Genomic DNA, 24739 nt, shown 5'->3' with positions numbered 1-24739 from the left:
ACGCCTGGCCACCCATATCAGGCGAGTGGCCAAGCAAAACCATTACAAATCATCTCAGATTCTCTGCTCAAGCCCTTGATTCGGCAACGAATATTGGCTTGCTGGGCAGCGCCTTTGCTCAAAAGTGGCGAAAATAGCGACACTTATTACCTGGTTTCATGGCAATTCTTCCTATTCTTTGTTATCCCGATCCACGTCTGCACAAGGTGGCGAAGCCTGTTGCAGCGGTGGACGAGCGCATCCAAACCCTCGTGGCCGATATGCTGGCCACCATGTATGACGCCCATGGCATTGGCTTGGCGGCTACGCAAATTGACGTGCATGAGCGTGTGGTGGTGATCGATGTCTCCGAAGAGCGCGATCAGCCGCTGGTGCTCATCAACCCTGAAATCACCTGGGCGAGCCCTGAAAAGCAAGTGGGCGATGAAGGCTGTCTGTCTGTGCCGGGTATTTACGACGGTGTCGAGCGTTCTAGCAGCGTACACGTCCAAGCCTTGAATGAAAAAGGCCAGACGCACACCGTGCAAGCCGATGGTCTTCTTGCTGTGTGTATTCAGCATGAGATGGACCATTTGCTGGGCAAGGTGTTTGTGGAATATCTCTCTCCCCTCAAACGCAACCGCATCAAGACCAAAATGGTCAAGCAGCAGCGAGGTAATCGCGAGTGAATACCCAGGTGCCCGGCATCCAGAGTGGGGTGCAGGCACTGCGCGCGCGCACGGTGTTGCGTGCGCAGCGGTGGGTATCAGCGGCTGCGCTGTGCGGGCTGGGCGCCGCCTGTGCATTGCTGGTGGGTTGCGCCAGCCCGGCCAAAGAGCCTTTGGGGGCCTCGCGCCAAGACGTGGCCCAGCGGCTGGGCCGGCCCACGGCGGTGTACGCCCGGGCCGAAGGCGGAGAGCGCTGGCAGTATTCCGAGTTGCCCGCTGGCGTGCAGGTCTACAACCTGGATTTTGATCCCGCTGGCCGCTTGGTGGCCAACGCCCCGGCCCTCACCCAGCAGTGGCTGGAGCAGATTCCGGTGGGGCAATGGACTGTGGCCGATGTGCGCTACTGGCTGGGCACCCCGCAGCGTGTGGACCGGGTCGCCCGCTTTGACGGGGAGGTCTGGACCTACCGCTTCACCCAGTTGTCCGACCCACGTTTCGCCTACATCCATATCGACCCGGCAGGCACTGTGCGCCAGGTGCTGTTTGTGGACGATGTTTCCAACGCCCCAGACGACCGCCCATGATGGTGGCCCGGCGGCCCCATTGGGCTGCTTTCTACGGTGCCACCGACCCCAGAGGGCTGTTGCCCTGCTGACCTGTATTGGGAGAGATACCCCATGAGAGTGATTTTTGCTGGCACCCCCGAATTTGCCCGCGTGGCCCTGGACCGCTTGTTGGCGGCAGGTTTTACCGTGCCGCTGGTGCTGACGCAGCCTGACCGCCCCGCCGGTCGCGGCATGAAGCTGCAGGCCTCGCCCGTCAAGCAGTGCGCGCTGGAGCATGGCATTGCCGTGGCGCAGCCGCGCAGCCTGCGGCTGGATGGCAAGTACCCCGAAGACGCCGCCGTCGCGCGCGAGGCCCTGCTGGCCGCCCAGGCCGATGTGATGGTGGTGGCCGCCTACGGGCTGATCCTGCCGCAGTGGGTGCTGGATTTGCCCGCCAAAGGTTGTCTCAACATCCACGCCAGCGTGCTGCCGCGCTGGCGCGGCGCTGCGCCCATCCACCGGGCGATTGAGGCGGGCGATGCACAAACCGGCGTCACCATCATGCAGATGGACGCAGGCCTGGACACCGGCGACATGCTGCTGCTGGAGAAAACCCCCATCGCCGCCACCGACACCACCGCCGTGCTGCACGACCGCCTGGCCACCCTGGGCGGCCGCATGATCGTGGAAGCCTTGGAGCTGGCCGCCTGCGGTGGCCTGCAGCCCATACCTCAGCCCGCGGAGGGCGTGACCTACGCCCACAAAATCGAAAAGGCCGAGAGCGAAATCGACTGGTCTTTGCCTGCAGCGGTCATTGGCCAGCGCATCCGGGCCTTTGACCCGTTTCCGGGCGCCAGCACCCATTTGCAGGGCGAAGCGATCAAAGTGTGGGGCTATGAAATTGATAGCTTCTCGCGCTTATCTAATGAGCGCTGCGGCCAGATTTTGGCATCAGGCCCTGAGGGCGTGACAGTGGCTTGTGGCGACGGCGCCCTGCGCTTGACCACCTTGCAGCGTGCCGGGGGCAAGCGCCTGCCCGTGGCCGATTTCTTGCGCGGCTTTGCGTTGCCGGTGGGGCAGGCGCTGGGCGCTGGCGCGGAGGCGGCGTGAACGCGGCCACCCCATCGACCTGGGGGGCCATGGTGCGCCACCCGTCCTTTCGGATGGCGGCCAAAGACATGGCGGGCACCTCGCTGGGCATTGGTGCCTGGGGGCTGGTCACCGGGGTGGCGATGATCAAGAGCGGCATGTCGCTGCCCATGGCGGTGTTCATGTCGCTGGTGGTGTACGCGGGCAGCGCGCAGTTGGCCGTCATCCCGCTGCTCACGGTGGGCGCACCGCTGTGGGTGGTGTGGCTCACGGCGGCGTGCGTGAACCTGCGCTTCGTCATCTTCAGCAGCATGTGGCGCAACTACTTTGCCCACTTGCCACGGCGCTGGCGCTTGGTCATCGGCTACTTCAGCGGTGACGTGATCTTTGTGGCGTTCATGAAGCGCTTTCCTGCGCAAACCCCCGAGCCTGACCAAGTGCCCTACTTTGCCGGGGCCGCTTGCACCAACTGGCTGGCATGGCAGGTGCCGTCGCTCTTGGGCATTGCGCTGGCCAATGTGGTGCCGCTGTCGTGGGGCCTCGGGTTTGCGGGCGTGCTGGCGCTCTTGGGGGTGCTGCTGTCGCTGCTGTTCGACCGCGCCACCTGGCTGGCCACGGGCGTGGCGGCCACGGCGGCCATCGCCGCTTTTGCGCTGCCGCTCAAGCTCAACATCCTGGTGGCCATTGCCGCCGCCGTGGCGGTGGGGCTGATGATCGAAGCGGTGGAGCACCGCCGCCGCCACCCCGAGCTGCTGCTGGTGCCCGCCAACGAAAAACTGCCTGCGGACGAAAAACAGCATGTGCGCGACGGTGACGTCGTGCCCGTGCGCGAGGAGCGCCATCCATGAACTGGTCCTGGGTTGAACCCGTCATCGCCATCCTGGGGCTGGCCGTTATCACCGTGGTGTCGCGGGCGTTCTTCATGATTCCCGAGCGCGAGATGGCGCTGCCCGATTGGCTCAAGCGCGGCCTCAAATACGCCCCGTTGGCCGCGCTGTCGGCCGTGATCGCGCCCGAGATCTTCATGGCCCATGGCGAATTCATCCACACCGTCCAGGATGCGCGCTTGCCCGCCGTGGTCCTTGCCAGCGCTTACTACTTCTGGCGGCGCGGCATCCTGGGCACCATCGTTGTGGGTATGTGGGTGTACCTGCCGCTGCACATCGGCTGGGGCTGGTAGGCGAGGAAGCCCCCCTTAGGTGCCCTTGGCGCCATCCCCCCGGAGGCGGACGCACCCGCTAGCCTGGCAAAGCCAGTTCCACGGGTGCACTGGCAAGGGCCTGGGAGCCGCCCAGACCTCGCTCACTAAAATGGCGGGCGACAAGACCGATTCACTCCACCCTCTCCCATGAACATCCTTCGCTTTTCCGATCTGTGCGCCCAGGGCAAGGCCCGCAACCAGCGCGTCTTCATCCGTGCCGACTTGAACGTGCCGCAAGACGACGCAGGCAACATCACCGAAGACACCCGCATCCGTGCCTCCATCCCCGCCATCCGCATGGCGCTGGACGCCGGTGCCGCTGTGATGGTGACCAGCCATCTGGGCCGCCCGACCGAAGGCGAGTTCAAACCCGAAGACTCGCTGGCCCCCGTTGCCAAACGCCTGGCCGAGCTGCTGGGCCGTGAGGTTCCGCTGGTTGCCAACTGGGTGGACGGCGTGCAAGTGGCCCCCGGCCAGATCGTGCTGCTGGAAAACTGCCGCCTGAACGTGGGCGAGAAGAAGAACAAGGAAGAGCTGGCCCGCAAGCTGGCCGCGCTGTGCGACATCTTCGTGAACGACGCGTTTGGCACCGCCCACCGCGCCGAAGGCACCACCTACGGCATCGCGCAGTACGCCCCCATCGCCTGCGCAGGCCCGCTGCTGTCGGCCGAGATTGATGCACTGACCAAGGCCCTGGCGCACCCCCAACGCCCGCTGGCCGCCATCGTGGCGGGCTCCAAGGTGTCTACCAAGCTCACCATCTTGCAAAGCCTGGCCGACAAGGTGGACCAGCTCATCGTGGGCGGCGGCATTGCCAACACCTTCATGCTGGCCGCTGGCCTGCCGATTGGCAAGAGCCTGGCCGAGCCAGACCTGCTGGACGCTGCGAAGTCCGTGATGGCCGCGATGAAGGCCCGTGGCGCCGAGGTGCCAATCCCTACCGATGTGGTGGTCGCTAAGACCTTCTCCGCCGACGCCCCCGCCACCGTGAAGGCGGCCACCGATGTGGCTGCGGACGACATGATTCTGGACATCGGCCCAGAGACTGCGGCCCGCCTGGCGGCCCAGCTCAAGTCCGCTGGCACCATCGTCTGGAATGGCCCCGTGGGCGTGTTTGAGTTTGCGGCCTTTGAAAACGGCACCAAGCAACTCGCCAAAGCGATTGCCGAATCCTCGGCCTTCAGCATTGCTGGCGGTGGCGACACGCTGGCCGCCATTGCCAAGTACGGCATCGAAAAGCAGGTGGGCTACATCTCTACCGGCGGCGGTGCCTTTTTGGAAGTGCTGGAGGGTAAGACCCTGCCCGCGTTCGAGATTCTGGAAAAGCGCGCAGCCGGGGGCTGAGGCGCCTGACAGCCTGTTCAAAGGCTTTGCTCAAGGCCACCAAGGCCACCCTGCGGGGTGGCCTTTTTCATGGGCAGACCCGCCCGAACAGGTTCTGTAGCCCCCGCCCAGCGGCACCCACCTAAAATCACCCCCTATGACCTTCATCGACACACTGCGCACGGCCACCACGCAAAACCAATCCATGCTGTGTGTGGGCCTGGACCCTGAGCCCTCCCGCTTTCCCGCCCACATGAAGGGCGACGCCAGCAAGATTTACGACTTCTGCGCAGCCATCGTCGATGCCACGGCCGACCTGGTCTGCTCCTTCAAGCCGCAGATCGCCTACTTTGCCGCCTACGGCGCCGAAGACCAGCTCGAGCGCCTGATGGAGCACATGCGCCGCACAGCGCCGAAGGTGCCGGTGATCCTGGACGCCAAGCGCGGCGACATCGGCTCCACCGCGCAGCAGTACGCCAAAGAGGCGTTCGAGCGCTACGGGGCCGACGCTGTCACGCTCTCGCCCTTCATGGGCTTTGACTCCATCGAGCCCTACCTGGCCTACCACGGCAAGGGCGCGTTCTTGCTGTGCCGCACCTCCAACCCCGGTGGCGACGACCTGCAAAACCAACGCCTGGCCAGCATCGAAGGCCAGCCCCTGGTGTACGAGCACATTGCCAAGCTGGCCCAGGGCCCTTGGAACCTGAACGGTCAGTTGGGCCTCGTGGTGGGCGCGACCTACCCGCAAGAGATTGAACGCGTGCGCAGCATTGCGCCCACGCTGCCCCTGCTCATTCCCGGCGTGGGCGCGCAGGGCGGCGATGCGGTGGCCACCGTGCGCGCAGGCCTGCGCAGCGACGGGCCCATCATCGTGAATTCTTCCCGGGCCGTGCTGTACGCGTCCTCGGGCGATGACTTTGGTGCGGCTGCCCGTGCCGAAGCGCAGCGCACCCGCGCCGTGCTGGAGGCCGCGCGCAGCGCTTGAGCACGCGGCCACAGGCTCCGTCCTTTCCACCCCCTCCAGCGCTACTTTTCGTGCGTTGCCCCCAGGTGCCTTGCCCATGCAACTGAAATGGCTGGAGGACTTTGCTGTGTTGGCGCAGGAGCGCAGCTTCACCCGCGCCGCCGAGATACGCCACGTCACGCACCCCGCCTTTGGGCGCCGCATCCGCGCGCTCGAGGCCTGGGCCGGAACGCCGCTGATCGAGCGTGGCGGCGGCTCGGTGCGGCTTACCGCCGCAGGCCAGGCCTTTGTGGACACGGCCGAGCAAATGGCGCGCAACCTGGCCCAATCGCACGATGAGCTGATGGCCATTGCGGGCCGTCAGGCCCGCACCGTCACGCTGGCCACAGGCCGCACCTTGGCGCGCACCGTGGTGGCCGACTGGCTGGTGCGTTTGCGGCCCCATCTGGCCGATGGTGAGCTGCGCATCCTCACCCGCGCGCTGGCCGATGCGGTGCAAGACTTGCAGCAGGGCGTGGCAGATTTCGCCATCCTCTATCACCACCCCTCGCTGACGGTGCCGTTGGATGGGCGGCAGTTTGTGCATGTCGCCCTTGCCACTGACCGGCTCTTGCCCATAGCCCTGGCAGATGCGCATGGCGCTCCGCGCTATCGGCTGGGTGCGGGCAGCACAGCGGTGCCGTACATCGCTTTTGGCCGCACGCTTGCGCTGGGGCGTTTGGTGGAGGACCTGCTGGCCCACCACCCCCAGGCCAGCAGCTTGCAGCGGTTGGTGGAATGTGACTCGCCCGACGCGAACTACGAATACGTGCGCAAAGGTTTGGGGGTGTCGTGGCTGCCTTGGTCCATGGTGCATGGCGACTGCAAGTCGGGCCTGTTGGCGCCTGCCGGTGACAAGAACCTGGAGGTGAAGTTCGATGTGCGGCTGTACCGCCCCAAGCGCCGGCTCAGCACGCTGGCAGAGGTGCTCTGGTCCACCATTGCGCGCCGCTGATACAGCGCAGTGGCGCGGTTGCCTGCGCAGAGGGTGTGTGGACCTGCTGGACAACGCATCGGTTTCTGCAGGGCAGCAGAGCAACCGGCGGCCCAGAGATTCCGGTGCTAAAAATGCACCGTCTCGTGCCATTTAGGCACCACATGGAGGGGCGGCGATTCGGACAATGGGGCACTACCACCCCACACAAGGAAACACGATGCGTCCTCTCTCTATTGCCCGCCGCCAGGGGCTTGTCCGATGTGTTGCCGGTGCACTGGCGTGTGCCGCCGCCGTATCCGTGGCCTGGGCCCAGGCCCCAGCCTATCCGAGCAAACCCATCACCATCGTCGTTCCCTATCCGCCCGGCGGCAGCACCGACCTGATGGGGCGCATGGTGGGCACCGAGCTTTCCAACCGGCTGGGCCAGCCCGTGGTGATCGAGAACGTTGGTGGTGCAGGGGGTGCGATTGGTGCACAGAAGGTGGCCAGTGCGCAGCCCGACGGCTACACGCTGCTGGTGGGCGCCAGCAATGAGATTGCCATCAACAAGCTGGTCACCAAAAAGGTCAAGTACGACATCAAGGACTTCACCGCCATCGGGCTGGTGGCGTCGCAGCCGCTGGTGCTGGTGGCCTCGCCTGCCTCGGGCGTCAAGAACGCGGCCGAATTCACCCAGCTGGTCACCAAGAACCCTGGCAAATTCAGCTACGGCAGCTCGGGCGTGGGCACCTCGCTGCACCTGGCCGGTGAGATGCTCAAAGACCAGGGCAAGCTGTTCATGACGCACATCCCTTACCGTGGCGTGGCGCCCCTGGCCAACGACCTGGTGGGCAACAACCTGGAGTTTGGCGTGTTCGTGCTCTCCAGCGGCCTGCCGCACATCAAGAGTGGCAAGGTGATTGCCCTGGGCACCACCGAGGCCAAGCGCTCGCCCATCACGCCCGACATTCCGGCCCTGGCCGAACTGCCCCAGTTCAAGAACGTAGACATCGGCGTGTGGTTTGCGCTCATGGCACCGGCCAACCTGCCCAAGCCCATCTACGACAAGCTGCGCAAGGCGCTGACCGACACGCTGCAGTCGCCCGACTTCCGCAAGAAGATGGAAGCCACTGGCTCCGTCGTCGCTTCTCCCACCACCGATACCGACAAGTACATCGCCAGCGAAATCGCCAAGTACCAGAAGATCGTGCAGTTCGCCAAGATCGAAGAATGACCGCCCACATGAGCACACGCATGGACACCACCGCCGCATCGCCCGGCTTTTCACTGCCAGTCCCCGACATCAGCGCCTGGCGCGTAGGCAACACAGGCGTTGAGGGGGTTTGGCACTTTGACAGCGGCCAACCGGGCCGCAGCGCCATGGTCAGTGCGCTGGTACACGGCAACGAGCTGTGCGGCGCCTGGGCCCTTAAGGGCCTGCTGGAGGCGGGTGTGCGGCCCGAGCAGGGCCGCCTCACGCTGGCGTTTTGCAACCTCGATGCGTTTGACCGCTTCGATGCCAGTCACCACGATGCCTCGCGCTTCACCGACGAAGACCTCAACCGCCAGTGGCTCAATGCACGCATCGATGCAGGCGACACCCGTGAGCGCCGCCGCGCCGCCGCACTGCGGCCGTTTGTCCAGCAGGCCGATTGGCTGCTCGATATCCATTCCATGCACGAGCCCTCGGCCCCGCTGCTGCTCACCGGCGTGCAGCCGCGCAACCTGGCGCTGGCGCATGCCATGCGCTCGCCCGAGCACATCGTGGTGGACGCGGGCCACAAAGACGGCGTGCGCATGCGCGACTATGGCCGTTTCGGCCTGCCCGATGCCGAGGCGGGCGACACCCGTTCGCTGCTGATCGAGTGCGGCTTTCATGGCGACCCGGCCAGCCTGCAGGTGGCGCGCGACCAGTGCGTGCGGTTCATCGAGCAGTCGGGCGTGGTCAGCGCGCAGGCACTGGCGCAGCAACTGCCGGGCTGGCGCATGCCCGATGCGCCCCGCCAGTGGGCGCTGGAGGTGACCGGCCCGGTGGTCGCCTCCAGCAGCGCGTTCCGGTTCGTGGCGCCCTACACGGGCCTGGAGCTGTTTGAAAAGGCTGGCACCGTGATCGGTGACAACGATGGGGTGCCTGTCACCACCCCTTATGACAACTGTGTGCTGGTGATGCCCTCGGTGCGGCAGGCGCGCGCGGGCGTGACGGTGGTGCGGTTCGCGCAGCGCACTTTGCTGTGAACGGGCATGGAGTCTGCGGTGCGACCAGCGCGGCTGCCGCGTCAGTGGCCCGGGCGTCCGGCCTCTATCTGGCCCCGCACCAGTTGGGCCAAAGCCATGTCACCGGGGGTTTCGGGGGTCCACTTGTCCACGGGGCGGGGGGTGTCGGTGTCGTCGGGTGAGACGAAGACGGCCACGCAGTGCGTCACTTCCTGGTAGGCCTCGCCTGGCTGCGGGCCGCTGCGCACTTCGATGAAGATGTTCATGCTGGTGGTGCCGGTATAGGCCAAGCGGGCCTCGACCTCCACCAAGGCACCGCCCATCACTGGGTGCATGAAGTGCAGCCTGCCAAAACTGGCGGCTACGCAGGGGCTCTTGGCCCACTGGTTGGCCACCACGTTGGCGGCTTCGTCAATCCACTTCATGACGACGCCTGCCGACACGCGGCCGCCGGGGCTGTCTGCGGAAGATTCCGCCAGAAAACGCAGGATGGTCGAGGTAGTGGTCATGGGGGCGCTTGGCTCTGGTGGAGCGAAAGAGTTCTCAATCCGCCCCATTATTCATGAGCGCCCAGGGTTTGTGCTTGCCGCTGCGATCTCGAAAGTGACCTTTTATAGCGATACCCCGCGCATCACGCAGCGCGCAGTCTGGTAAATGCTATTAAATGTATAGCTGCTAGCGCTTATTTATAAAGCGCTAGAGCCTGTTTTGGTTGAGATGCCTTTGGGTGTCAGTGCCCCGGTGCGCTGATGCCTAGCGCTGCCAGCTCGTCCGCCGCGAACACCCGTGATCGCGTGTGGAATGCCTTGCCCTCCGGCCCCTCCAGCGAGAAGGTGCCGCCGCCATGCCCGTCGAGCACATCGATGATGAGCTGCGTGTGCTTCCAGGTCTCGTACTGGGCTTTGCCGATGTAGAAGCGGCAGCCGCCGATGTCACCCAGGTACACATCGCCCGCGCCCATGGTGATCTCGCCGGGCAGGTAGCAGTTGGCGGCGCTGTTGTCGCAGCAGCCGCCGCTTTGGTGGAACATCAAGTCCGGGCCATGCTTGGCTTGCAGCAAGGCCACCAGCTCCAGTGCGGCGGGCGTGGCCACCACCCGTGGGGGTGGTGGGGTGCCGCTGGCGTGTGCGCAATCCACGGCGTCCATGGCCTTCATGGCCTCAGACCGTCATGGCCCCACGGAAGATGCCTTCGATGTCGGCCTGCGTGGCCGTGCGCGGGTTGGTCAGGCCGCACGCATCCTTGAGCGCGTTGGTGGCCAGCATGGGAATATCTGCCTCCTTCACCCCCAGGTCGCTCAGGCACTTGGGGATGCCAATGTCCAGCGCCAGCTGGCGGATGGCGGCCAGGCAGGCCTGTGCCCCGGCTTCGGCGTCCAGCCCCGCCACGTTCACACCCATGGCGTGTGCCACATCGCGCAGGCGTGCGGCCGATGTGGGCACGTTGAACGCCTCCACATGCGGCAGCAGCAGCGCGTTGCACACGCCGTGGGGCAGGTCGTAAAAGCCGCCCAGCTGGTGCGCCATGGCATGCACATAGCCCAGCGATGCGTTGTTGAACGCCATGCCCGCCAGGAACTGCGCATACGCCATCTGCTCGCGGGCGTTCAGGTCGTCGCCATGGCTCACGGCGGTGCGCAGGTGGCGGGCAATCAGCTCCACCGCCTTCAGCGCGCAGGCGTCGGTGATGGGCGTGGCGGCGGTGGACACATAGGCCTCCACCGCGTGGGTCAGCGCATCCATGCCGGTGGCGGCTGTCAGGCCCTTGGGCTTGGCCAGCATCAGCTCGGGGTCGTTGACGGACAGGATGGGCGTGACGTTGCGGTCCACGATGGCCATCTTGATGTGACGCGTCTCGTCGGTGATGATGCAAAAGCGCGTCATCTCGCTGGCGGTGCCCGCCGTGGTGTTGATGGACACCAGCGGCAGCTGCGGCTTGGCAGAGCGGTCCACACCCTCGTAGTCGGCAATCTCGCCGCCGTTGGTGGCGCACAGGGCAATGCCCTTGGCGCAGTCGTGGGGCGAGCCTCCGCCCAGCGAGATCACAAAGTCGCACTGCTCGGCTTTGAGCTGCGCCAACCCGGCGCGCACATTGCCCACCGTGGGGTTGGGCTGCGTGCCATCAAATACCACCGAGGCAATCTGCTGTCCGGCCAACTGGGCTTGGATGCGCGCTGCCACGCCGAGCTTGTTCAGCACCGCGTCGGTAACGATCAACGCCTTGCGAAAGCCGTGGCCCTTCAGCGCCACCATGGCCTCTTGCAGGCAGCCTGCGCCCATGATGTTGACACTGGGCATAAAGAACGTACTGGTCATCGTGAACCTCCTTGATGGATCAAACCAACAGCCTGGGCTGCAAGGCTTGCAGCGGGCCGCTTCGCCAAAAATCGTACGCCCGCCAGGGCGCAGCGAAGCGGCCAGGCCGCCTCAACCCTTGACGCCCGTCAAAAGAAGCCCAGCTTGTTCTCGCTGTAGCTCACCAGCAGGTTCTTGGTCTGCTGGTAGTGGTCCAGCATCATCTTGTGGGTCTCGCGGCCAATGCCCGATTCCTTGTAGCCGCCAAACGCCGCGTGCGCTGGGTACGCGTGGTAGCAGTTGGTCCACACCCGGCCCGCTTTGATGGCGCGGCCCATGCGGTAGGCGACGTTGCCGTTGCGGCTCCACACGCCCGCGCCCAGGCCATACAGCGTGTCGTTGGCGATCTGCAGCGCTTCGGCTTCGTCCTTGAAGGTGGTCACGGCCAGCACGGGGCCGAAGATTTCTTCCTGGAAGATGCGCATCTTGTTGTGGCCCTTGAACAGCGTGGGCTGCACGTAGTAGCCGCCTTCCAGGTCGCCACCCAGGTGGGCTTGGCCGCCACCGGCCAGCACTTCGGCGCCTTCTTGCTTGCCCAGGTCGAGGTAGCTCAGGATCTTGGTGAGCTGCTCCTTGCTGGCCTGCGCGCCCATCATGCTGTCGGTGTCCAGCGGGTTCTTGTGTTGGATGGCGGCCACGCGTTTCAAGACACGCTCCATGAACTTGTCGTAGATCGATTCTTGGATGATGGCGCGCGATGGGCAGGTGCAGACCTCGCCCTGGTTGAAGGCAAACAGCACCAGGCCTTCAATGGCTTTGTCGAGGAACGCGTCGTCCTTGTCCATCACATCGGCAAAGAACACGTTGGGGCTCTTGCCGCCCAGCTCTAGTGTGGCGGGGATCAGGTTGTTGGCGGCGGCCTGTGCAATCACGCGGCCCGTGCTGGTCGATCCGGTGAAAGCGATCTTGGCAATGCGCTTGGAAGTCGCCAGCGGCATGCCCGCCTCACGGCCAAAGCCGTTGACGATGTTGAGCACGCCCGGCGGCAGCAGGTCGGCAATCAGCTCGGCCAGGATCAGGATGGAAATGGGTGTGGACTCTGCAGGCTTGAGCACCACGCAGTTGCCCGCGCCAATCGCAGGGGCCAGCTTCCAGGCCGCCATCAGGATCGGGAAGTTCCACGGAATGATCTGGCCCACCACGCCCAGCGGCTCCTGGATGTGGTACGCCACGGTGTTCTCGTCGATGTTGCTCAAGGCGCCTTCTTGTGCGCGCACGCAGCCCGCAAAGTAGCGGAAGTGGTCCACGGTGAGGGGGATGTCGGCGTTCAGCGTCTCGCGGATCGCCTTGCCGTTGTCTACCGTTTCGGCGTACGCCAGCAGCTCCAGGTTCTGCTCGATGCGGTCGGCAATTTTCAGCAGGATGTTGCCGCGCGTGGCGGCGTCGGTCTTGCCCCAGGCATCGGCGGCGGCGTGGGCGGCGTCCAGTGCCAGTTCGATGTCTTCGGCGGTGGATCGGGCGGCCTGGGTGTAGACCTTGCCGTTGACCGGCGAGATCACATCAAAGTACTGGCCCTTGACCGGGGCTACGAACTTGCCGCCGATGAAGTTGTTGTACTGGGGCTTGTAGGCGATCTTGGCGCCAGCGGCGCCGGGGGCTGCGTAAACGGTCATGCTGTGTCTCCTGTCGGTGTTGTTGGCATCTGCTGCGCGCATGTCGGCAGGCTGGTGCGGCAGTCAGGTAGCAGGTCCTATACAAGACCCATGCCAGCCATTGGCTGCGCCGGGCTAGGCAGGCAAGCCCTTGATTCCATTGAATTTTTGGCAACCAGGGGTGCTGTGCGGGGGCCGCCCGGCCACCGCGTTACGTTCCAACACAGAACACCTGTCACGAAATGGAACAGTTGGAACACCCCCCTGTGCAAACGCTCTTGCCCCGCCCCTCAGGCCCGGCCATACTGCGGCGCAAAGCGGGACGCCATGACGCCCGCTCAGGAGACAGCGTGCGCACCACATCCCCCCTGCTGGCCTTGCAACAGGCCCGGCGACATTTGCTGGAACACGGCCATTGCCCCAGTGGCGTGGTGGACGAGCGGCTGGCCCGCTCATGGCGGCGCAGCCTGGCCGCAGGCCTGGCCCCCACCGGGCGCGCCATGGCCGACCTGCCCAGTACCGGCGACCTGCGCCAGGCCATGGCAGGCAACCACAGCCTGCTCACCCACTCGCGCCCCATCATGGAATACCTGTTCGACCAGGTGCGCCACAGCCACAGCGTGGTGGTGCTGGCCGACCGCGCAGGCATGCTCATGCACACGCTGGGCAGCCCCGGCTTTATCGACAAGGCCGAGCGCGTGGCGCTGACCTGCGGCGCGTCGTGGCACGAGGCCCACCGGGGCACCAACGCCATTGGCACGGCGCTGGCCGAGGGCAGCGCGGTCGAGGTGCATGGCGGCGAGCATTTTCTGGAGCGAAACAGCTTCCTCACCTGCGCAGCCTCGCCCATCCTCTCGGCCACGGGCGAGTTGCTGGGCATCCTCGACATCTCGGGCGACCACCGCAACGGCCACGCCCACACCCTGGGCCTGGTCAGCACGGCCGCCCGCATGATCGAAAACCGCCTGCTGGTGGCCACCTGCAAGCGCAACATCCGCCTGCACCTGCACCGCGAGCCCGAAGGCATTGGCAGCGTGGCCGAAGGCATCCTGGCCGTGTCGGCCGACGGCTGGATCGTGGGCGCCAACCGCGTGGCCCTGGCCCAGCTGGGCCTACACACGGGCGACCTGGGCGCCACCTTGCTCGAGCGGGTGGCCGACGTGCGGCTCGACGACCTGCTCTCGCACCACCACCGTCGCCCCCAGCAGCCCCAGGCGCTGCGCCTGCGCGGCGGGGCCTTGCTGTATGCCCAGGTGCAACTGGACGCCGCCGCCTGGCCCGCCGTGCACAAGCCCACCGCCAGCGCCCCCACGGCGGCCGTGCCGGACGACGCCCTGGCCCGGCTCGACACCGGCGACGCCCGCTGGCGCGCCGCCGCCGACAAGGCCCGCCGCGTGGTGGGCAAGCCCATCCCGGTGCTCATCCAGGGCGAATCGGGCGTGGGAAAAGAAGTGTTTGCCCGCGCCCTGCACGCCAGCGGCCCACGGCGCGAAGGGCCCTTCGTGGCTATCAACTGCGCCGCCATCCCCGAGCACCTGATCGAATCCGAACTGTTTGGCCATGTGGCCGGCGCCTTCACCGGCGCCCGCAAAGAAGGCAGCCTGGGCCGCCTGCGCCAGGCCCACGGCGGCACGCTGTTTCTTGACGAGATCGGCGACATGCCCCTGGCCCTGCAAACCCGCCTGCTGCGCGTGCTGCAAGACCGCAGCGTGACGCCCGTGGGTGCAGGCCAGGCCGTGCCGGTGGACTTTGGCCTCATCAGCGCCACGCACTGCCAACTGCTGCAGGCCGCAGAGCAGGGGCGCTTTCGGCACGATCTGTACTACCGCTTGAACGGCCTGACGGTGCAATTGCCCGCCCTGCGCGAGCGCACCGACTTTGCCGCCCTCACCAGCCAACTGCTGGCCGACTTGGCCGCCGAGCAGGGCCTGCCCCACCCCGTGCACCTGGCCCCCGCGCTGCTAGAGCGCCTGGCCACCCACCCCTGGCCCGGCAACCTGCGCCAATACGCCAGCGTGCTGCGCACCGCGTGCGCCATGCTGGCCGAGGGCGAAGACCAGCTGGGCTGGGAGCACCTGGGCGACGACATCGTGCAGGCGCTGCAAGCGGTGGCTGCACCCGCAGCGTTCGCCCTGTCCATGCCTGCCCATGCACACGGACAGGCCAACCTGCCCACCCCCGCGCCGCTGAGCCTGCAACAACTCTCCAGTGCCGCCATCGACCAGGCCCTGCAAAGCGCGCGCGGCAACGTATCCCAGGCCGCCCGCCAGCTCGGCATCAGCCGCCAAACGCTGTACCGCAAGCTGGCAGCGCGCGTGCATTGATTTTTGCTATTAAAAGCGTAGCTGTCTGCGCTGATATATCTAGCGCTGCGACCTGTTTTTGCTCAAATCTTTGGGGCCAGACCCACAGGCAGCACCAGCCGCGCCCGCAGCCCTTGGCCGGGGGCGCTGTGCAGCGTGAGCCGCCCGCCGTGCGCGCGGGCCACGCGGTCGGCAATGGCCAGGCCCAGCCCGGCGCCGGGGCGTCCGCTGCGGGCTGCCTCGCCCCGGGCAAAGGGCTGGCGCACGCGGTCTAGCTCGCTGGCGGGCAGGCCGGGGCCATGGTCCTGCACTTCGATCCAGACGGCATCGCCTTCGCTGCCCGTGCGCAGCACCACGGGCGCGGTGCCGTGGCGCCAGGCGTTCTCCACCAGGTTGTCCACCGCGCGGCGCAGGGCCTGGGGCTGCACGGGCGCAAGGGGCGGTGCGCCCAACTCCAGCGCCACGCTGCGGCCATGGTCGGCCTGCGCCTGGGCGATAGCCTGGGCCAGGTCGTCCAGCGCGGCAGGCTGCGGGGGCTCGGCTTCTTGCATGCGGGCAAAGTGCAAAAACTGGCCGACGATCGCGTCCATCTCGTCCATGCTGCGCACCATGCCCGTGGCCAGTTCGGGCTCGATCTGCGCGCCCGCAATCTCCACCCCCAGGCGCAGCTTGGTCAGCGGGGTGCGCAGGTCGTGCGACACGCCCGCGAGCATCAGGGCGCGTTCCCGATCGGCCTGCGCCAGGCTGTGCGCCATGTGGTTGAAGCTGCGGGCCACGGTGGCGATCTCGGTGGGGCCGTCCTGGGACAGGGGCGCGGGCGGCTGGCCCCGGGCCAGGCGCTGCGCGGCCTGCACCACGCGCTGCAGCGGCTGGTTGAGGTGGCGCTGCAGCCACCACGCGCCCGCCAGCGCCAGCACCATGCTGGCCAGCGTGGCCATGAGCCAGGCCCCGGTGAACTCGCGCGTCGGAAAGACGCTGGGCAGGTTGAGCCAGTAGGTTTCCGGCCCCTGCGCGCCCTCATGCACCACGCGCAGCGACAGCACGCCGCTGCTGTCGCGCCGCCACACTGGCTCAGCGGACGTGGCCTGTGTGCCTTGTGCAGCATCCAGCCGCTGCGTCACAGCGCGCACAAACTGCCGCTCCATGGGCGATAGCACGGTGCGCCAACTGCCCGGTGCAGCGGCCAGTGCGTGGGCCTGCGTTTGTGCGGCCTGGGCGTTGAAGGCCTGCACAAAATCTTGCCGTTGCCCTGGCGGCAGCGCCTGCAGCCCAGCGCGGATGGCGGCCACATTGCGCGCCACGCCATCGGCCACTTGCGCCACGCGGGGTTTGAGGATCATGTGCCGTACCAGCGCCGCCGCGCACAGCTGCCCCAGCACGATGAGCACCGCCATCAGCAGCAGGTTGCGCCCCAGTAGGCTGCGGGGCCAGAGGCCACGCGGCGCAGCGGCAGCAGCGGCAGTGACCGCAGAAGCAGCCGCAGTCATGGCCTGCCCCCGCTGGCAGGCGCAGCCCCATCGGGCACAAACACATAGCCCACGCCCCACACGGTGCGGATGTGGCGCGGCTGGGCCGGGTCGGCTTCAATGAGCTTGCGCAGCCGCATGATCTGCACATCAATGCTGCGGTCGGTGGCCGTGTGGTCGGGGCCGTAGGCCAGGGCCATGAGCCGGTCGCGGCCCAGCGGGCGCTGCGGGTTTTGCGCCAGCGCCAGCAACAGGGCGAATTCGCCCGTGGTGAGGGGGATGTCCGCCCCCGCCTTTTCCAGTCGCCGCTCGGTGGGCAGCAGCACCAAGTCGCCAAACGCGATTCGTTCGTGCACACCCTGCGGCCCGGTGTGCGCGCCCAGCATGCGCTGGCGGCGCACCATGGCCTGGATGCGGGCCAGCAGCTCGCGCGGGTTGAAGGGCTTGGGCAGGTAGTCGTCTGCGCCCATCTCCAGGCCCACGATGCGGTCCACCGGGTCGCCGCGGGCGGTGAGCATCAGGATGGGAATGGTCTCGCCCTGCGCGCGCAGTCGCCGGCAGATGGACAAGCCATTTTCGCCCGGTATCATCACATCCAGCACCAGCACGTCAAACCGCTCACGCTGCAGCAGCGCATCGAGCGGCCCGCCGCCATCGACCGTGCGCACGGTGTAGCCCTGGTCGCTCAGGTAGCGCTGCAGCAGGGCGCGCAGGTCGGGCTCATCATCTGCGACCAGGATTTTGGCCAGGGTGTCGGTCATGGGCTGGGACAGCGTTGGAAGGGGAATGGTGGCAATGGTAGGCGTTGGCGCGTCTTTCGCCTCGGCAGCCATGACAAGGCATGACCGGGCCGCTGGCGTTTGTCATGGTTTGTCATACATCGGCCGTTTTCTGCCATCAATGGCTCACACCTGGGGAGCACAGTACAGCCATGCCGCATTCCGAGGCATACCCCAAGGAGTTCATTGCCATGCCTTCGCTGACCCGCCCCGCTGACCCTGACCTGCTGCAACGCCCCGTGCTGGCAGCGGGCGTCTTTGTGTTCTCGGCCCTCACCGCGCTGGGTTTCAGCGCTGTGCTGGCGCTGGCCGCCCCGGCCGAGGCCCAGGCCCGCACCCGCCACAGCGTGGAACACAACGCAGACGGCAGCACCGCCACCCACACCGGCGTGGCCCGCAGTGGCCCGAACGGCGCCGTGCTGCGCAGCCGCACCGCCGCCACCGATGGGCAGGGCAACGCGAGCGTGACAAGCCGCAGCGCTGCCATGGGCGCGCAGGGCGGCATGGCCACGCGCCAGGGCAGCACCACCCGCAGCGCCGACGGCAGCGCCAGCCACAGCGGCACCGTGTCGGCCCAGGGTGCGCAGGGCAGCCTGCAAAGCAGCGGCGGGGCTACCCGCAACGCCGACGGCACCGTCACGCAAGCGCGCAGCACCACCGCTACCAGCGCGGCCACCGGCAACAGCGTGCAGGCGCAAAGCAGCTACAGCAAAGACACTGGCTTGAGCCGTAGCGCCACCTGCTACGACGCCAGCGGCACGGCGATGGCCTGCCCTGTGCGGCCTTGAGGTCGGTCTTGAGTTCGTCGCCGGCACCTGGCCTGTGTGAGCTAGAAATATCCGTTCGGGCTGAGCTTGTCGAAGCCTTGCGCGGCGCTTTTACAGGCTCAGCGTGAACGGTTTGGTTAGAGCCGACCTTCTCCATCGTCCCTTCTCATTCCCGCCCTCCACCTTTTACCCTGACAGGAGCTTTGCCATGTCCCTGCGCCACCTTTTGACAGTGACTGCCCTCGCCGCGCTCACGCTGGCCACCGCCAGTGCGCAGGCCCAGACCACCGCACAAACCACTCCACAGAACGGTGGCCGCCTGCGTGCCCTGATCGCACAAAAGCAGGCTGCGGCCACCGAGGCCGCCCTGCCCACAGGCGTGCAGCGCATTGCCGATGTGCCCTACGGTACAGACCCTGCACAGCGCATGGACGTGTATGTGCCCACCAGCCCCACAGGCGCTGGCGCTGGCACGGGCACCAACAGCCTGGTGGCCAGTGCGGTGCGCGCACCCGTCATCTTCATGGTGCATGGCGGCGGCTGGCGGCATGGCGACAAGGCCATGGGCCGCGTGGTGCAAGAGAAGGTGAACCGCTGGGTGCCCAAGGGCTTCATCCTCATCTCCATCAATTACCGCATGCTGCCCGACGCCCCTGTGGCGGTGCAAGAGCGCGATGTGCAGGCCGCCCTCATGGCCGCGCAGCAGCGCGCAGGCACCTGGGGTGGTGACCCGAACCGCTTCATCCTCATGGGCCACTCCGCCGGTGCCCACCTCGTGTCCCTGCTCAATGCCCGCGCACCGCAGGCCCTGCGCGAAGGCGCCTGGCCGTGGCTGGGCACAGTCTCGCTCGACAGCGCGGTGATGAACGTGCCCGCCTATATGCGCGCGCCCCACATGCCGCTGTACGACGACGCCTTTGGCAGCGACCCGGCCTATTGGGTGGCGCTGTCCCCCTTCCACCAGTGGACGGCGGGCGCGCCGCCGATGCAGATGGTGTGTTCTACCGAACGGGCCGACCAGCCCTGCACCCAGGCCGATGCCATGGCCCGCCACGTGCGCAACCAGGGCGGCCGTGCCGAGGTGTTGCCGCAGGACCTGAGCCACGGCGAAATCAACGCCCAGTTGGGGCTGGAGAGCGACTACACCCGGGCGGTGGAGGTCTTCATGGGATCGCTGGACGCCGAGGTGGCGCGGCGGTTGCGGTGTGGCGCTGCCATTTGCTATTAAATAGATAGCTTATAGCGCTTTATTTATAAGCGCTGGAGGCCATTTTTATTCAGATTTAGCCCGCAGATGTTGCGCCAGATACGGCGCCAGATACCGCCCAGTGTGGCTGGCCGGGTTGGCTGCCAGTTCTTCGGGCGTGCCCACGCCCACCACGGTGCCACCGCCCGCACCGCCCTCGGGGCCCATGTCGATGAGCCAGTCGGCGGTTTTGATCACATCGAGGTTGTGCTCGATGATGACGATGGTGTTGCCCGCATCGCGCAGTTGGTGCAGCACCTTGAGCAGCAGGTCGATGTCGGCAAAGTGCAGGCCGGTGGTGGGTTCGTCCAGGATGTAGAGCGTGCGGCCGGTGTCGCGCTTGCTCAGCTCCTGCGCCAGCTTCACACGCTGCGCCTCGCCGCCCGAGAGCGTGGTGGCCGCCTGGCCCAGGCGAATGTAGGAGAGCCCCACATCCAGCAGCGTCTGCAGTTTGCGCGCGATGGTGGGCACGTCCTTGAAGAAGGCGGCGGCGTCTTCCACCGTCAGCTCCAGGATCTGCGCAATGTTCTTGCCCTTCCACAGCACTTCCAGCGTCTCGCGGTTGTAGCGCTGGCCGTGGCAGATGTCGCAGGGCACGTACACGTCGGGCAGAAAGTGCATCTCCACCTTCACCACGCCGTCGCCCTGGCAGGCCTCGCAGCGGCCACCGGCCACGTTGAAGCTGAAGCGCCCAGGGCCGTAGCCACGCTCCTTGGCGGTGTTCACCTCGGCCATCAGTTCGCGGATGGGGGTGAACAGGCCGGTGTAGGTCGCGGGGTTGCTGCGTGGCGTGCGGCCAATGGGGCTCTGGTCGACGTTGATGACCTTGTCGAAGTACTCGATGCCCACGATCTCGTCGTGCGCGGCTGGCTCTTCGTGCGCGCGGTACAGCTGGCGGGCCACGGCGGCATACAGCGTGTCGTTGACCAGCGTGCTCTTGCCCGAGCCCGACACGCCCGTCACGCAGGTGAGCAGCCCCACGGGGAAGTCCACCGTCACGCCCTTCAAGTTATTGCCCGTGGCGCCTGCCACGCGCAGCGCCTGCAGCGCGCCTTGGCGGGCATGGTGTTCGGCCATGCGCTCGGCGCGGCGCTTGCTCGCCTCGGTTTGCGGAAAGCGCGATTTGGCCTTGGCCTCCACCACGGGCGCGGGCTGGTCCAGCACCGGCAACCAGGGCGTGCGGCGCTGGGGCACGGCAATGGTGCGGGCGCCCGACAGGTACTGGCCGGTGAGCGACTGCGCGTTGCCACGCACTTCGTCGTACGTGCCCTGCGCCATCACCCGCCCGCCGTGCACGCCCGCACCGGGGCCCATGTCGATCACGTGGTCGGCGGCGCGCATCATGTCTTCGTCGTGCTCCACCACGATCACGCTGTTGCCGATGTCACGCAGGTGTTTGAGCGTGGCGATCAGGCGGTCGTTGTCGCGCTGGTGCAGGCCGATGCTGGGCTCGTCCAGCACATACATCACGCCCGTGAGGCCCGAGCCGATTTGTGACGCGAGGCGGATGCGTTGTGCCTCTCCACCGCTGAGCGTTTCAGCGCTGCGGTCCAGGCTCAAATAGCTCAGGCCCACGTCGTTCAGGAACTGCAGGCGCGTGGCGATCTCACGCACCACTTTGTCGGCAATCTCGGCCTTGGCGCCCGTGAGCTTCAGGTCGTTGAACCAGGTGTGGGCGGTGTTCAGTGTGGCGTGGCTCACTTCGTAGATAGCGCGGGCCTGCTCGCCCTCGCCCAGCCGCACGTGGCGGGCTTCGCGGCGCAGGCGCGTGCCGTGGCATTCGGGGCAGGGCTGGGTGCTGCGAAAGCGCGCCAGGTCCTCGCGCACCACCACTGAATCGGTCTCGCGGTAGCGGCGTGCCATGTTGGGGATGATGCCCTCGAACGGATGCTTTTTGGTGTGCACCTTGCCCTTGGAGGCGCCGCTGTCCATGATGTAGCTGAAGGCGATTTCTTCATCGCCCGAGCCGTGCAGGATGGCGTGCTGCACCGGTGCGGGAAGCGATTCAAACGGCGCCTCAATGTCAAACGCGTAGTGCTTGGCCAGGCTCTCCAGCATCGCAAAGTAGTAGCCGTTGCGCCGGTCCCAGCCCTTGATGGCGCCGCTGGCCAGGCTCAGCGTGGGGAAGGCCACCACCCGCGCCGGGTCAAACACGTCGCGCTGACCAATGCCGTCGCACGCGGGGCACGCACCCATGGGCGAGTTGAACGAGAACAGGCGCGGTTCCAGCTCGGGCAGCGAATAGCTGCACACCGGGCATGCAAATTTACTGCTGAACAGATGCTCCTGCCCCGTGTCCATCTCCAGCGCCAGCACACGGCCATTGCCCTCGTGACCGCCCACGCGCAGCACCGCTTCGATGCTCTCGGCCAGGCGCTGCTGCAGGTCGGCGCGCACCTTGATGCGGTCGATCACCACGTCGATGTTGTGCTTCTCGGTCTTCTTGAGCGCGGGCAGGTTCTCGTGCTCGTAAATCTGGCCATCCACCCGAAAGCGGACGTAGCCCAGCGCCTGCATCTGCGCGAACAGCTCGGTGAACTCGCCCTTCTTCTCGCGCGCCACGGGCGCCAGCAGCATGAGCTTGGTGTCCTCGGGCAGGGCCAGCACGGCATCCACCATCTGGCTCACAGTCTGCGCCGCCAGCGGCAGGTTGTGGTCCGGGCAAAACGGCGTGCCCGCCCGGGCGTACAAAAGCCGCAGGTAGTCGTGGATCTCGGTCACCGTGCCCACGGTGGAGCGCGGGTTGTGGCTGGTGGCCTTCTGCTCGATGGAAATCGCGGGCGACAGGCCTTCGATCAGGTCCACATCGGGCTTGTCCAGCCGCCCCAGGAACTGCCGCGCATAGGCGGACAGGCTTTCCACATAGCGCCGCTGCCCTTCGGCATACAGCGTGTCAAACGCCAGGCTCGACTTGCCCGAACCCGACAACCCCGTGATCACCACCAACTGGTTGCGCGGAATGTCCAGGTCAATGTTCTTGAGGTTGTGCGTGCGCGCCCCCCGGATGCTGATGCGCTGCTCGCGCAGGGCGCGGGCGAGGTAGAGGCCATCGGCGGGGGGCTGGGATGCTGAGGTGTCGGTCACGGGGCGGCTAGTGGCAGGAAAACCTACCATGATAGGCCAGTCGCTTTTTCGAGCGGACGCATTGGTTTCGTGCAGAACTCCAACCGTGCCCTCCATAATTTGGATGCCATGACATCGCCCCAGCCATTGCCCTCCACCGTCTTCAAAACCGACCAATCGGACGGCGAAGAACGCTTTGAAGCCTGGCGCCAAAGCATTTCCGTGGTGTTTGACGTGGCGCCGCTCACGCCGCAGGCGGTGGATGGGTTTGATGCCTCGGTGCAGGCTACGCACTTGGGGATGTTGCTGTTGGGCGATCTGCATTTCAGCGGGCAGCAGTTTTCGCGGCAGCGGGCGCGGGTGGCGCGGGATGGGCTGGACCACTACCTGGTGCAGTGGTACCGCCAGGGCGGGTTTGTGGGGCAGTACGACGATGGCAAGGACATCGAGGTGCGCGCGGGCGACATCACGGTGCTGGACTTGTCGCGCACATTGCGCACCTTTGCCCAGCCCTCGCATGTGATGTCGCTCATCGTGCCCCGCGCGTTGGCCGATGAAGCCTTTGGCAGCCGTGCGCTGGATTTGCACGGAACGGTGCTGCGCACCGAGACGCCGCTGGGGGGCTTGTTCAGTGACCACCTTTTGTCTTTGCAGCGGCGCTTGCCCGCCATTGCGCTGGAGGATGCGCCCCAGGTGGCGCGGGCCAGTGTGCAGATGCTGGCGGCCTGTGTGCGGCCCGGTGCCGACACGCAGGCCCATGCGCAGGAGGCTGTCCAGGGCGTGGCGCTGGAGCGCATCCAGCGCCACATTGCACGGCACCTGGGCACCGCGTTGAGCCCGGAGGGGCTGTGCAATGAGTTCGGCATTTCGCGCAGCGTGCTGTACCGGCTGTTTGAGCCCTTAGGGGGTGTCGCTCACTACGTACAGCAACGCCGGTTGTTGCAGTCGTTTCACACTTTGGTCAACCCGGCCAGCCGCCGCTTGCGGGTGGCCGAGGTGGCGGCCCGCACGGGTTTTGCAAGCAACGCGCATTTCAGCCGCGCGTTCCGGGCGGCGTTTGGCATGTCGCCCAGCGATGCCCGGGCCATGGCCCTGTCGGCGGCGGCAGCGGGGGCCATGGCCGATGTAGGCGCGCATCCACTGTCCTCGGTGGAATACGCCACCTGGCTGCGCGGCCTGAAGGCGCGATAAAGAGGGGCGGCGGCCCCTTGGCCCTGCAGACCTTCACATCCTTTTGCGCTCCACCGTCCCCTTCTGCCCGAGCGCGGCCCTTTCCATCAGGGCTGGGACGTTCAGTCAACAAAGCGCAAACGCACAGGCAAATCGTGCACAAGGCAGCCCCTAGCATCGGGTTGGGTTCCGTCTGGCGGAGCGCTTGCGCAATGGGCTGCAAGCTTTCTGGCGCCTGGCGGGCTTTACCTTTTGGGGCGGCCCGGGCCCCCGTTGATTGCATCGTCCATGCCCCGCAAGCACCTGCTCCTGGCGAATTTCGCCTCACTTGCTGCTTTTTCGGCAGTGCGGGGGGGCGCTGCGCGTGCGGGCTTGGTGGCCTTGCTGGTGGGGCTGTGCCCGTGGGCCTGCGCCAAGGTCAAGGAAGCCTCTGCCGAAGCGGCACTGGCGGCGGGGGGCGCAGTGGCCCTGGTGGCCGATGCTGCAGCGACACCGGCGCGCAAAACCCTCTCGGGCGGTCTGGAGGGGATGCAAGGCGAGGCCGTGGTGACTTTGCTGGGCGGTGGGGCGGACTGTGCGCTCGAGCCCGGTGGTGGCTTTGGCCAGGCACCGGCGCCTGAGCCCAAAGGGGTGCGCATGCCCTACGGTGTGCTGGCGTTCAGCGCCTCGGGCTGCACGGGCAGCATCACGGTGCAGCTCACTTACCCTGAGCCCTTGCCGCCCACGGCCCAGTTGTGGAAGCTGGGCCCAGCCACCCAGGGCGCCACCACCTCCACCTGGTTTGCCTGGAGCGGTGCGCAGTTCAGTGCCGACCGCCGCACCGTGATCTACACCGTGCAAGACAACGGCGTGGGGGATTCGGATCCTGCCGTGGGTCGCATTCGCGACCCCGCCACTGTGGCGTTGGTGCCTTTGGTGGCGGTGCCCTTGTTGGCCGACACCACCTGGGCTCTGTGGGTGGCGGCGGTGATTCTGGGGCTGATGGGGTGGCTGGATGTGCGCAGCCGGCCGCGCATCACGGGGCTGTGAGCGGGGGGGGCGCCAATCGGTGAGAATCCCCC

At 66.6% G+C, this 24739-nt stretch carries 22 protein-coding genes; 15 read left to right on the top strand and 7 right to left on the bottom strand.

The window, feature by feature from the left end; all coding sequences use genetic code 11:
* The first annotated feature begins 158 nt into the window (after positions 1 to 158).
* The 10 genes from def to C8C98_RS07035 all read left to right on the top strand — a co-directional run bounded on the left by def (position 159) and on the right by C8C98_RS07035 (position 8959).
* A complete protein-coding gene (def, locus tag C8C98_RS07080) occupies positions 159 to 668 on the top strand; it encodes a peptide deformylase (protein WP_121453681.1) in 510 nt (169 codons plus the stop codon).
* Positions 665 to 1231, top strand: a complete 567-nt coding sequence (locus C8C98_RS07075) for a hypothetical protein (RefSeq protein WP_233574478.1) — start codon at positions 665 to 667, stop codon at positions 1229 to 1231. Before def ends, C8C98_RS07075 begins: the two co-directional genes overlap by 4 nt.
* Before the next feature lie 93 nt (positions 1232 to 1324).
* Positions 1325 to 2302 (top strand): methionyl-tRNA formyltransferase, encoded by a 978-nt coding sequence (gene fmt / locus C8C98_RS07070; RefSeq protein WP_121453680.1) that lies wholly within the window; start codon positions 1325 to 1327, stop codon positions 2300 to 2302.
* Between the two features lie 29 nt (positions 2303 to 2331).
* A complete protein-coding gene (locus tag C8C98_RS07065) occupies positions 2332 to 3129 on the top strand; it encodes an AzlC family ABC transporter permease (protein WP_099657159.1) in 798 nt (265 codons plus the stop codon).
* Complete coding sequence (locus tag C8C98_RS07060; protein ID WP_121453679.1) at positions 3126 to 3461, top strand: AzlD domain-containing protein; 336 nt, start codon at positions 3126 to 3128, stop codon at positions 3459 to 3461. Before C8C98_RS07065 ends, C8C98_RS07060 begins: the two co-directional genes overlap by 4 nt.
* Before the next feature lie 168 nt (positions 3462 to 3629).
* Positions 3630 to 4826 (top strand): phosphoglycerate kinase, encoded by a 1197-nt coding sequence (locus C8C98_RS07055; protein ID WP_121453678.1) that lies wholly within the window; start codon positions 3630 to 3632, stop codon positions 4824 to 4826.
* Between the two features lie 136 nt (positions 4827 to 4962).
* The gene (gene pyrF, locus C8C98_RS07050; RefSeq protein WP_121453677.1) at positions 4963 to 5790 is read left to right on the top strand and encodes an orotidine-5'-phosphate decarboxylase; all 828 of its coding nucleotides are present in this window, start codon (positions 4963 to 4965) and stop codon (positions 5788 to 5790) included.
* A 76-nt stretch (positions 5791 to 5866) separates the two neighbouring features.
* Positions 5867 to 6763, top strand: coding sequence for a LysR family transcriptional regulator (locus C8C98_RS07045; RefSeq protein WP_121453676.1), 897 nt, complete (start codon positions 5867 to 5869; stop codon positions 6761 to 6763).
* Positions 6764 to 6962: 199 nt separating this feature from the next.
* The gene (locus C8C98_RS07040; protein WP_121456098.1) at positions 6963 to 7958 is read left to right on the top strand and encodes a tripartite tricarboxylate transporter substrate binding protein; all 996 of its coding nucleotides are present in this window, start codon (positions 6963 to 6965) and stop codon (positions 7956 to 7958) included.
* An 8-nt stretch (positions 7959 to 7966) separates the two neighbouring features.
* Positions 7967 to 8959, top strand: a complete 993-nt coding sequence (locus C8C98_RS07035; protein WP_233574477.1) for a succinylglutamate desuccinylase/aspartoacylase family protein — start codon at positions 7967 to 7969, stop codon at positions 8957 to 8959.
* Between the two features lie 41 nt (positions 8960 to 9000).
* Here the strand turns inward: C8C98_RS07035 and C8C98_RS07030 are convergent, their stop codons facing one another.
* The 4 genes from C8C98_RS07030 to C8C98_RS07015 all read right to left on the bottom strand — a co-directional run bounded on the left by C8C98_RS07030 (position 9001) and on the right by C8C98_RS07015 (position 12905).
* Positions 9001 to 9447, bottom strand: a complete 447-nt coding sequence (locus C8C98_RS07030; RefSeq protein ID WP_121453675.1) for an acyl-CoA thioesterase — start codon at positions 9445 to 9447, stop codon at positions 9001 to 9003.
* A gap of 221 nt (positions 9448 to 9668) precedes the next feature.
* A complete protein-coding gene (locus C8C98_RS07025) occupies positions 9669 to 10094 on the bottom strand; it encodes a DUF779 domain-containing protein (protein WP_233574476.1) in 426 nt (141 codons plus the stop codon).
* A gap of 4 nt (positions 10095 to 10098) precedes the next feature.
* The gene (gene yiaY / locus C8C98_RS07020) at positions 10099 to 11253 is read right to left on the bottom strand and encodes an L-threonine dehydrogenase (RefSeq protein WP_121453674.1); all 1155 of its coding nucleotides are present in this window, start codon (positions 11251 to 11253) and stop codon (positions 10099 to 10101) included.
* A gap of 128 nt (positions 11254 to 11381) precedes the next feature.
* On the bottom strand, positions 11382 to 12905 hold the full coding sequence (locus C8C98_RS07015) for an aldehyde dehydrogenase family protein (RefSeq protein ID WP_121456095.1): 1524 nt from the start codon (positions 12903 to 12905) through the stop codon (positions 11382 to 11384).
* Positions 12906 to 13234: 329 nt separating this feature from the next.
* Here C8C98_RS07015 and C8C98_RS07010 point away from each other — a divergent pair, with 329 nt between their 5' ends.
* Positions 13235 to 15208: a sigma-54-dependent Fis family transcriptional regulator gene (locus C8C98_RS07010; protein ID WP_121456094.1), complete on the top strand. Its 1974-nt coding sequence runs from the start codon at positions 13235 to 13237 to the stop codon at positions 15206 to 15208.
* 62 nt (positions 15209 to 15270) lie between these two features.
* Here C8C98_RS07010 and C8C98_RS07005 read toward each other — a convergent pair whose 3' ends face one another.
* A complete protein-coding gene (locus tag C8C98_RS07005; RefSeq protein WP_121453673.1) occupies positions 15271 to 16674 on the bottom strand; it encodes an ATP-binding protein in 1404 nt (467 codons plus the stop codon).
* On the bottom strand, positions 16671 to 17414 hold the full coding sequence (ompR, locus tag C8C98_RS07000) for a two-component system response regulator OmpR (protein ID WP_121456093.1): 744 nt from the start codon (positions 17412 to 17414) through the stop codon (positions 16671 to 16673). Before ompR ends, C8C98_RS07005 begins: the two co-directional genes overlap by 4 nt.
* Before the next feature lie 170 nt (positions 17415 to 17584).
* On the opposite strand from ompR, the gene C8C98_RS06995 reads away from it, so the two are divergent.
* Both C8C98_RS06995 and C8C98_RS06990 read left to right on the top strand, forming a co-directional pair.
* The gene (locus C8C98_RS06995; RefSeq protein ID WP_233574475.1) at positions 17585 to 18220 is read left to right on the top strand and encodes a hypothetical protein; all 636 of its coding nucleotides are present in this window, start codon (positions 17585 to 17587) and stop codon (positions 18218 to 18220) included.
* Between the two features lie 187 nt (positions 18221 to 18407).
* Entirely contained in the window at positions 18408 to 19427 is a 1020-nt protein-coding gene (locus C8C98_RS06990; protein WP_121453672.1) for an alpha/beta hydrolase, read from the top strand.
* Positions 19428 to 19472: 45 nt separating this feature from the next.
* Here the strand turns inward: C8C98_RS06990 and uvrA are convergent, their stop codons facing one another.
* Positions 19473 to 22559: an excinuclease ABC subunit UvrA gene (gene uvrA / locus C8C98_RS06985; RefSeq protein WP_121453671.1), complete on the bottom strand. Its 3087-nt coding sequence runs from the start codon at positions 22557 to 22559 to the stop codon at positions 19473 to 19475.
* 78 nt (positions 22560 to 22637) lie between these two features.
* On the opposite strand from uvrA, the gene C8C98_RS06980 reads away from it, so the two are divergent.
* The gene (locus C8C98_RS06980) at positions 22638 to 23699 is read left to right on the top strand and encodes a helix-turn-helix domain-containing protein (RefSeq protein ID WP_121456091.1); all 1062 of its coding nucleotides are present in this window, start codon (positions 22638 to 22640) and stop codon (positions 23697 to 23699) included.
* Positions 23700 to 23966: 267 nt separating this feature from the next.
* The gene (locus tag C8C98_RS06975) at positions 23967 to 24707 is read left to right on the top strand and encodes a choice-of-anchor U domain-containing protein (protein ID WP_121453670.1); all 741 of its coding nucleotides are present in this window, start codon (positions 23967 to 23969) and stop codon (positions 24705 to 24707) included.
* Positions 24708 to 24739: the final 32 nt, after the last annotated feature.

The sequence above is a fragment of the Acidovorax sp. 106 genome (genome assembly GCF_003663825.1).
GTDB lineage: Bacteria > Pseudomonadota > Gammaproteobacteria > Burkholderiales > Burkholderiaceae_C > Acidovorax.
The sequence above is the reverse complement of the archived record's forward strand: the minus strand, read 5'-3'. Positions and strand labels throughout refer to the sequence as shown.

Coding starts and splice junctions, on each gene's coding strand:
- C8C98_RS07055 (WP_121453678.1), top strand. CDS start 3,630: ATGAACATCCTTCGCTTTTCCGATCTGTGCGCCCAGGGCAAGGCCCGC.
- uvrA (WP_121453671.1), bottom strand. CDS start 22,559: ATGGTAGGTTTTCCTGCCACTAGCCGCCCCGTGACCGACACCTCAGCA.
- def (WP_121453681.1), top strand. CDS start 159: ATGGCAATTCTTCCTATTCTTTGTTATCCCGATCCACGTCTGCACAAG.
- C8C98_RS06980 (WP_121456091.1), top strand. CDS start 22,638: ATGACATCGCCCCAGCCATTGCCCTCCACCGTCTTCAAAACCGACCAA.
- C8C98_RS07025 (WP_233574476.1), bottom strand. CDS start 10,094: ATGAAGGCCATGGACGCCGTGGATTGCGCACACGCCAGCGGCACCCCA.
- C8C98_RS07065 (WP_099657159.1), top strand. CDS start 2,332: ATGGTGCGCCACCCGTCCTTTCGGATGGCGGCCAAAGACATGGCGGGC.
- C8C98_RS07035 (WP_233574477.1), top strand. CDS start 7,967: ATGAGCACACGCATGGACACCACCGCCGCATCGCCCGGCTTTTCACTG.
- C8C98_RS07060 (WP_121453679.1), top strand. CDS start 3,126: ATGAACTGGTCCTGGGTTGAACCCGTCATCGCCATCCTGGGGCTGGCC.
- pyrF (WP_121453677.1), top strand. CDS start 4,963: ATGACCTTCATCGACACACTGCGCACGGCCACCACGCAAAACCAATCC.
- C8C98_RS07045 (WP_121453676.1), top strand. CDS start 5,867: ATGCAACTGAAATGGCTGGAGGACTTTGCTGTGTTGGCGCAGGAGCGC.
- fmt (WP_121453680.1), top strand. CDS start 1,325: ATGAGAGTGATTTTTGCTGGCACCCCCGAATTTGCCCGCGTGGCCCTG.
- yiaY (WP_121453674.1), bottom strand. CDS start 11,253: ATGACCAGTACGTTCTTTATGCCCAGTGTCAACATCATGGGCGCAGGC.
- C8C98_RS07005 (WP_121453673.1), bottom strand. CDS start 16,674: ATGACTGCGGCTGCTTCTGCGGTCACTGCCGCTGCTGCCGCTGCGCCG.
- C8C98_RS06995 (WP_233574475.1), top strand. CDS start 17,585: ATGCCGCATTCCGAGGCATACCCCAAGGAGTTCATTGCCATGCCTTCG.
- ompR (WP_121456093.1), bottom strand. CDS start 17,414: ATGACCGACACCCTGGCCAAAATCCTGGTCGCAGATGATGAGCCCGAC.
- C8C98_RS07040 (WP_121456098.1), top strand. CDS start 6,963: ATGCGTCCTCTCTCTATTGCCCGCCGCCAGGGGCTTGTCCGATGTGTT.
- C8C98_RS06990 (WP_121453672.1), top strand. CDS start 18,408: ATGTCCCTGCGCCACCTTTTGACAGTGACTGCCCTCGCCGCGCTCACG.
- C8C98_RS06975 (WP_121453670.1), top strand. CDS start 23,967: ATGCCCCGCAAGCACCTGCTCCTGGCGAATTTCGCCTCACTTGCTGCT.
- C8C98_RS07015 (WP_121456095.1), bottom strand. CDS start 12,905: ATGACCGTTTACGCAGCCCCCGGCGCCGCTGGCGCCAAGATCGCCTAC.
- C8C98_RS07030 (WP_121453675.1), bottom strand. CDS start 9,447: ATGACCACTACCTCGACCATCCTGCGTTTTCTGGCGGAATCTTCCGCA.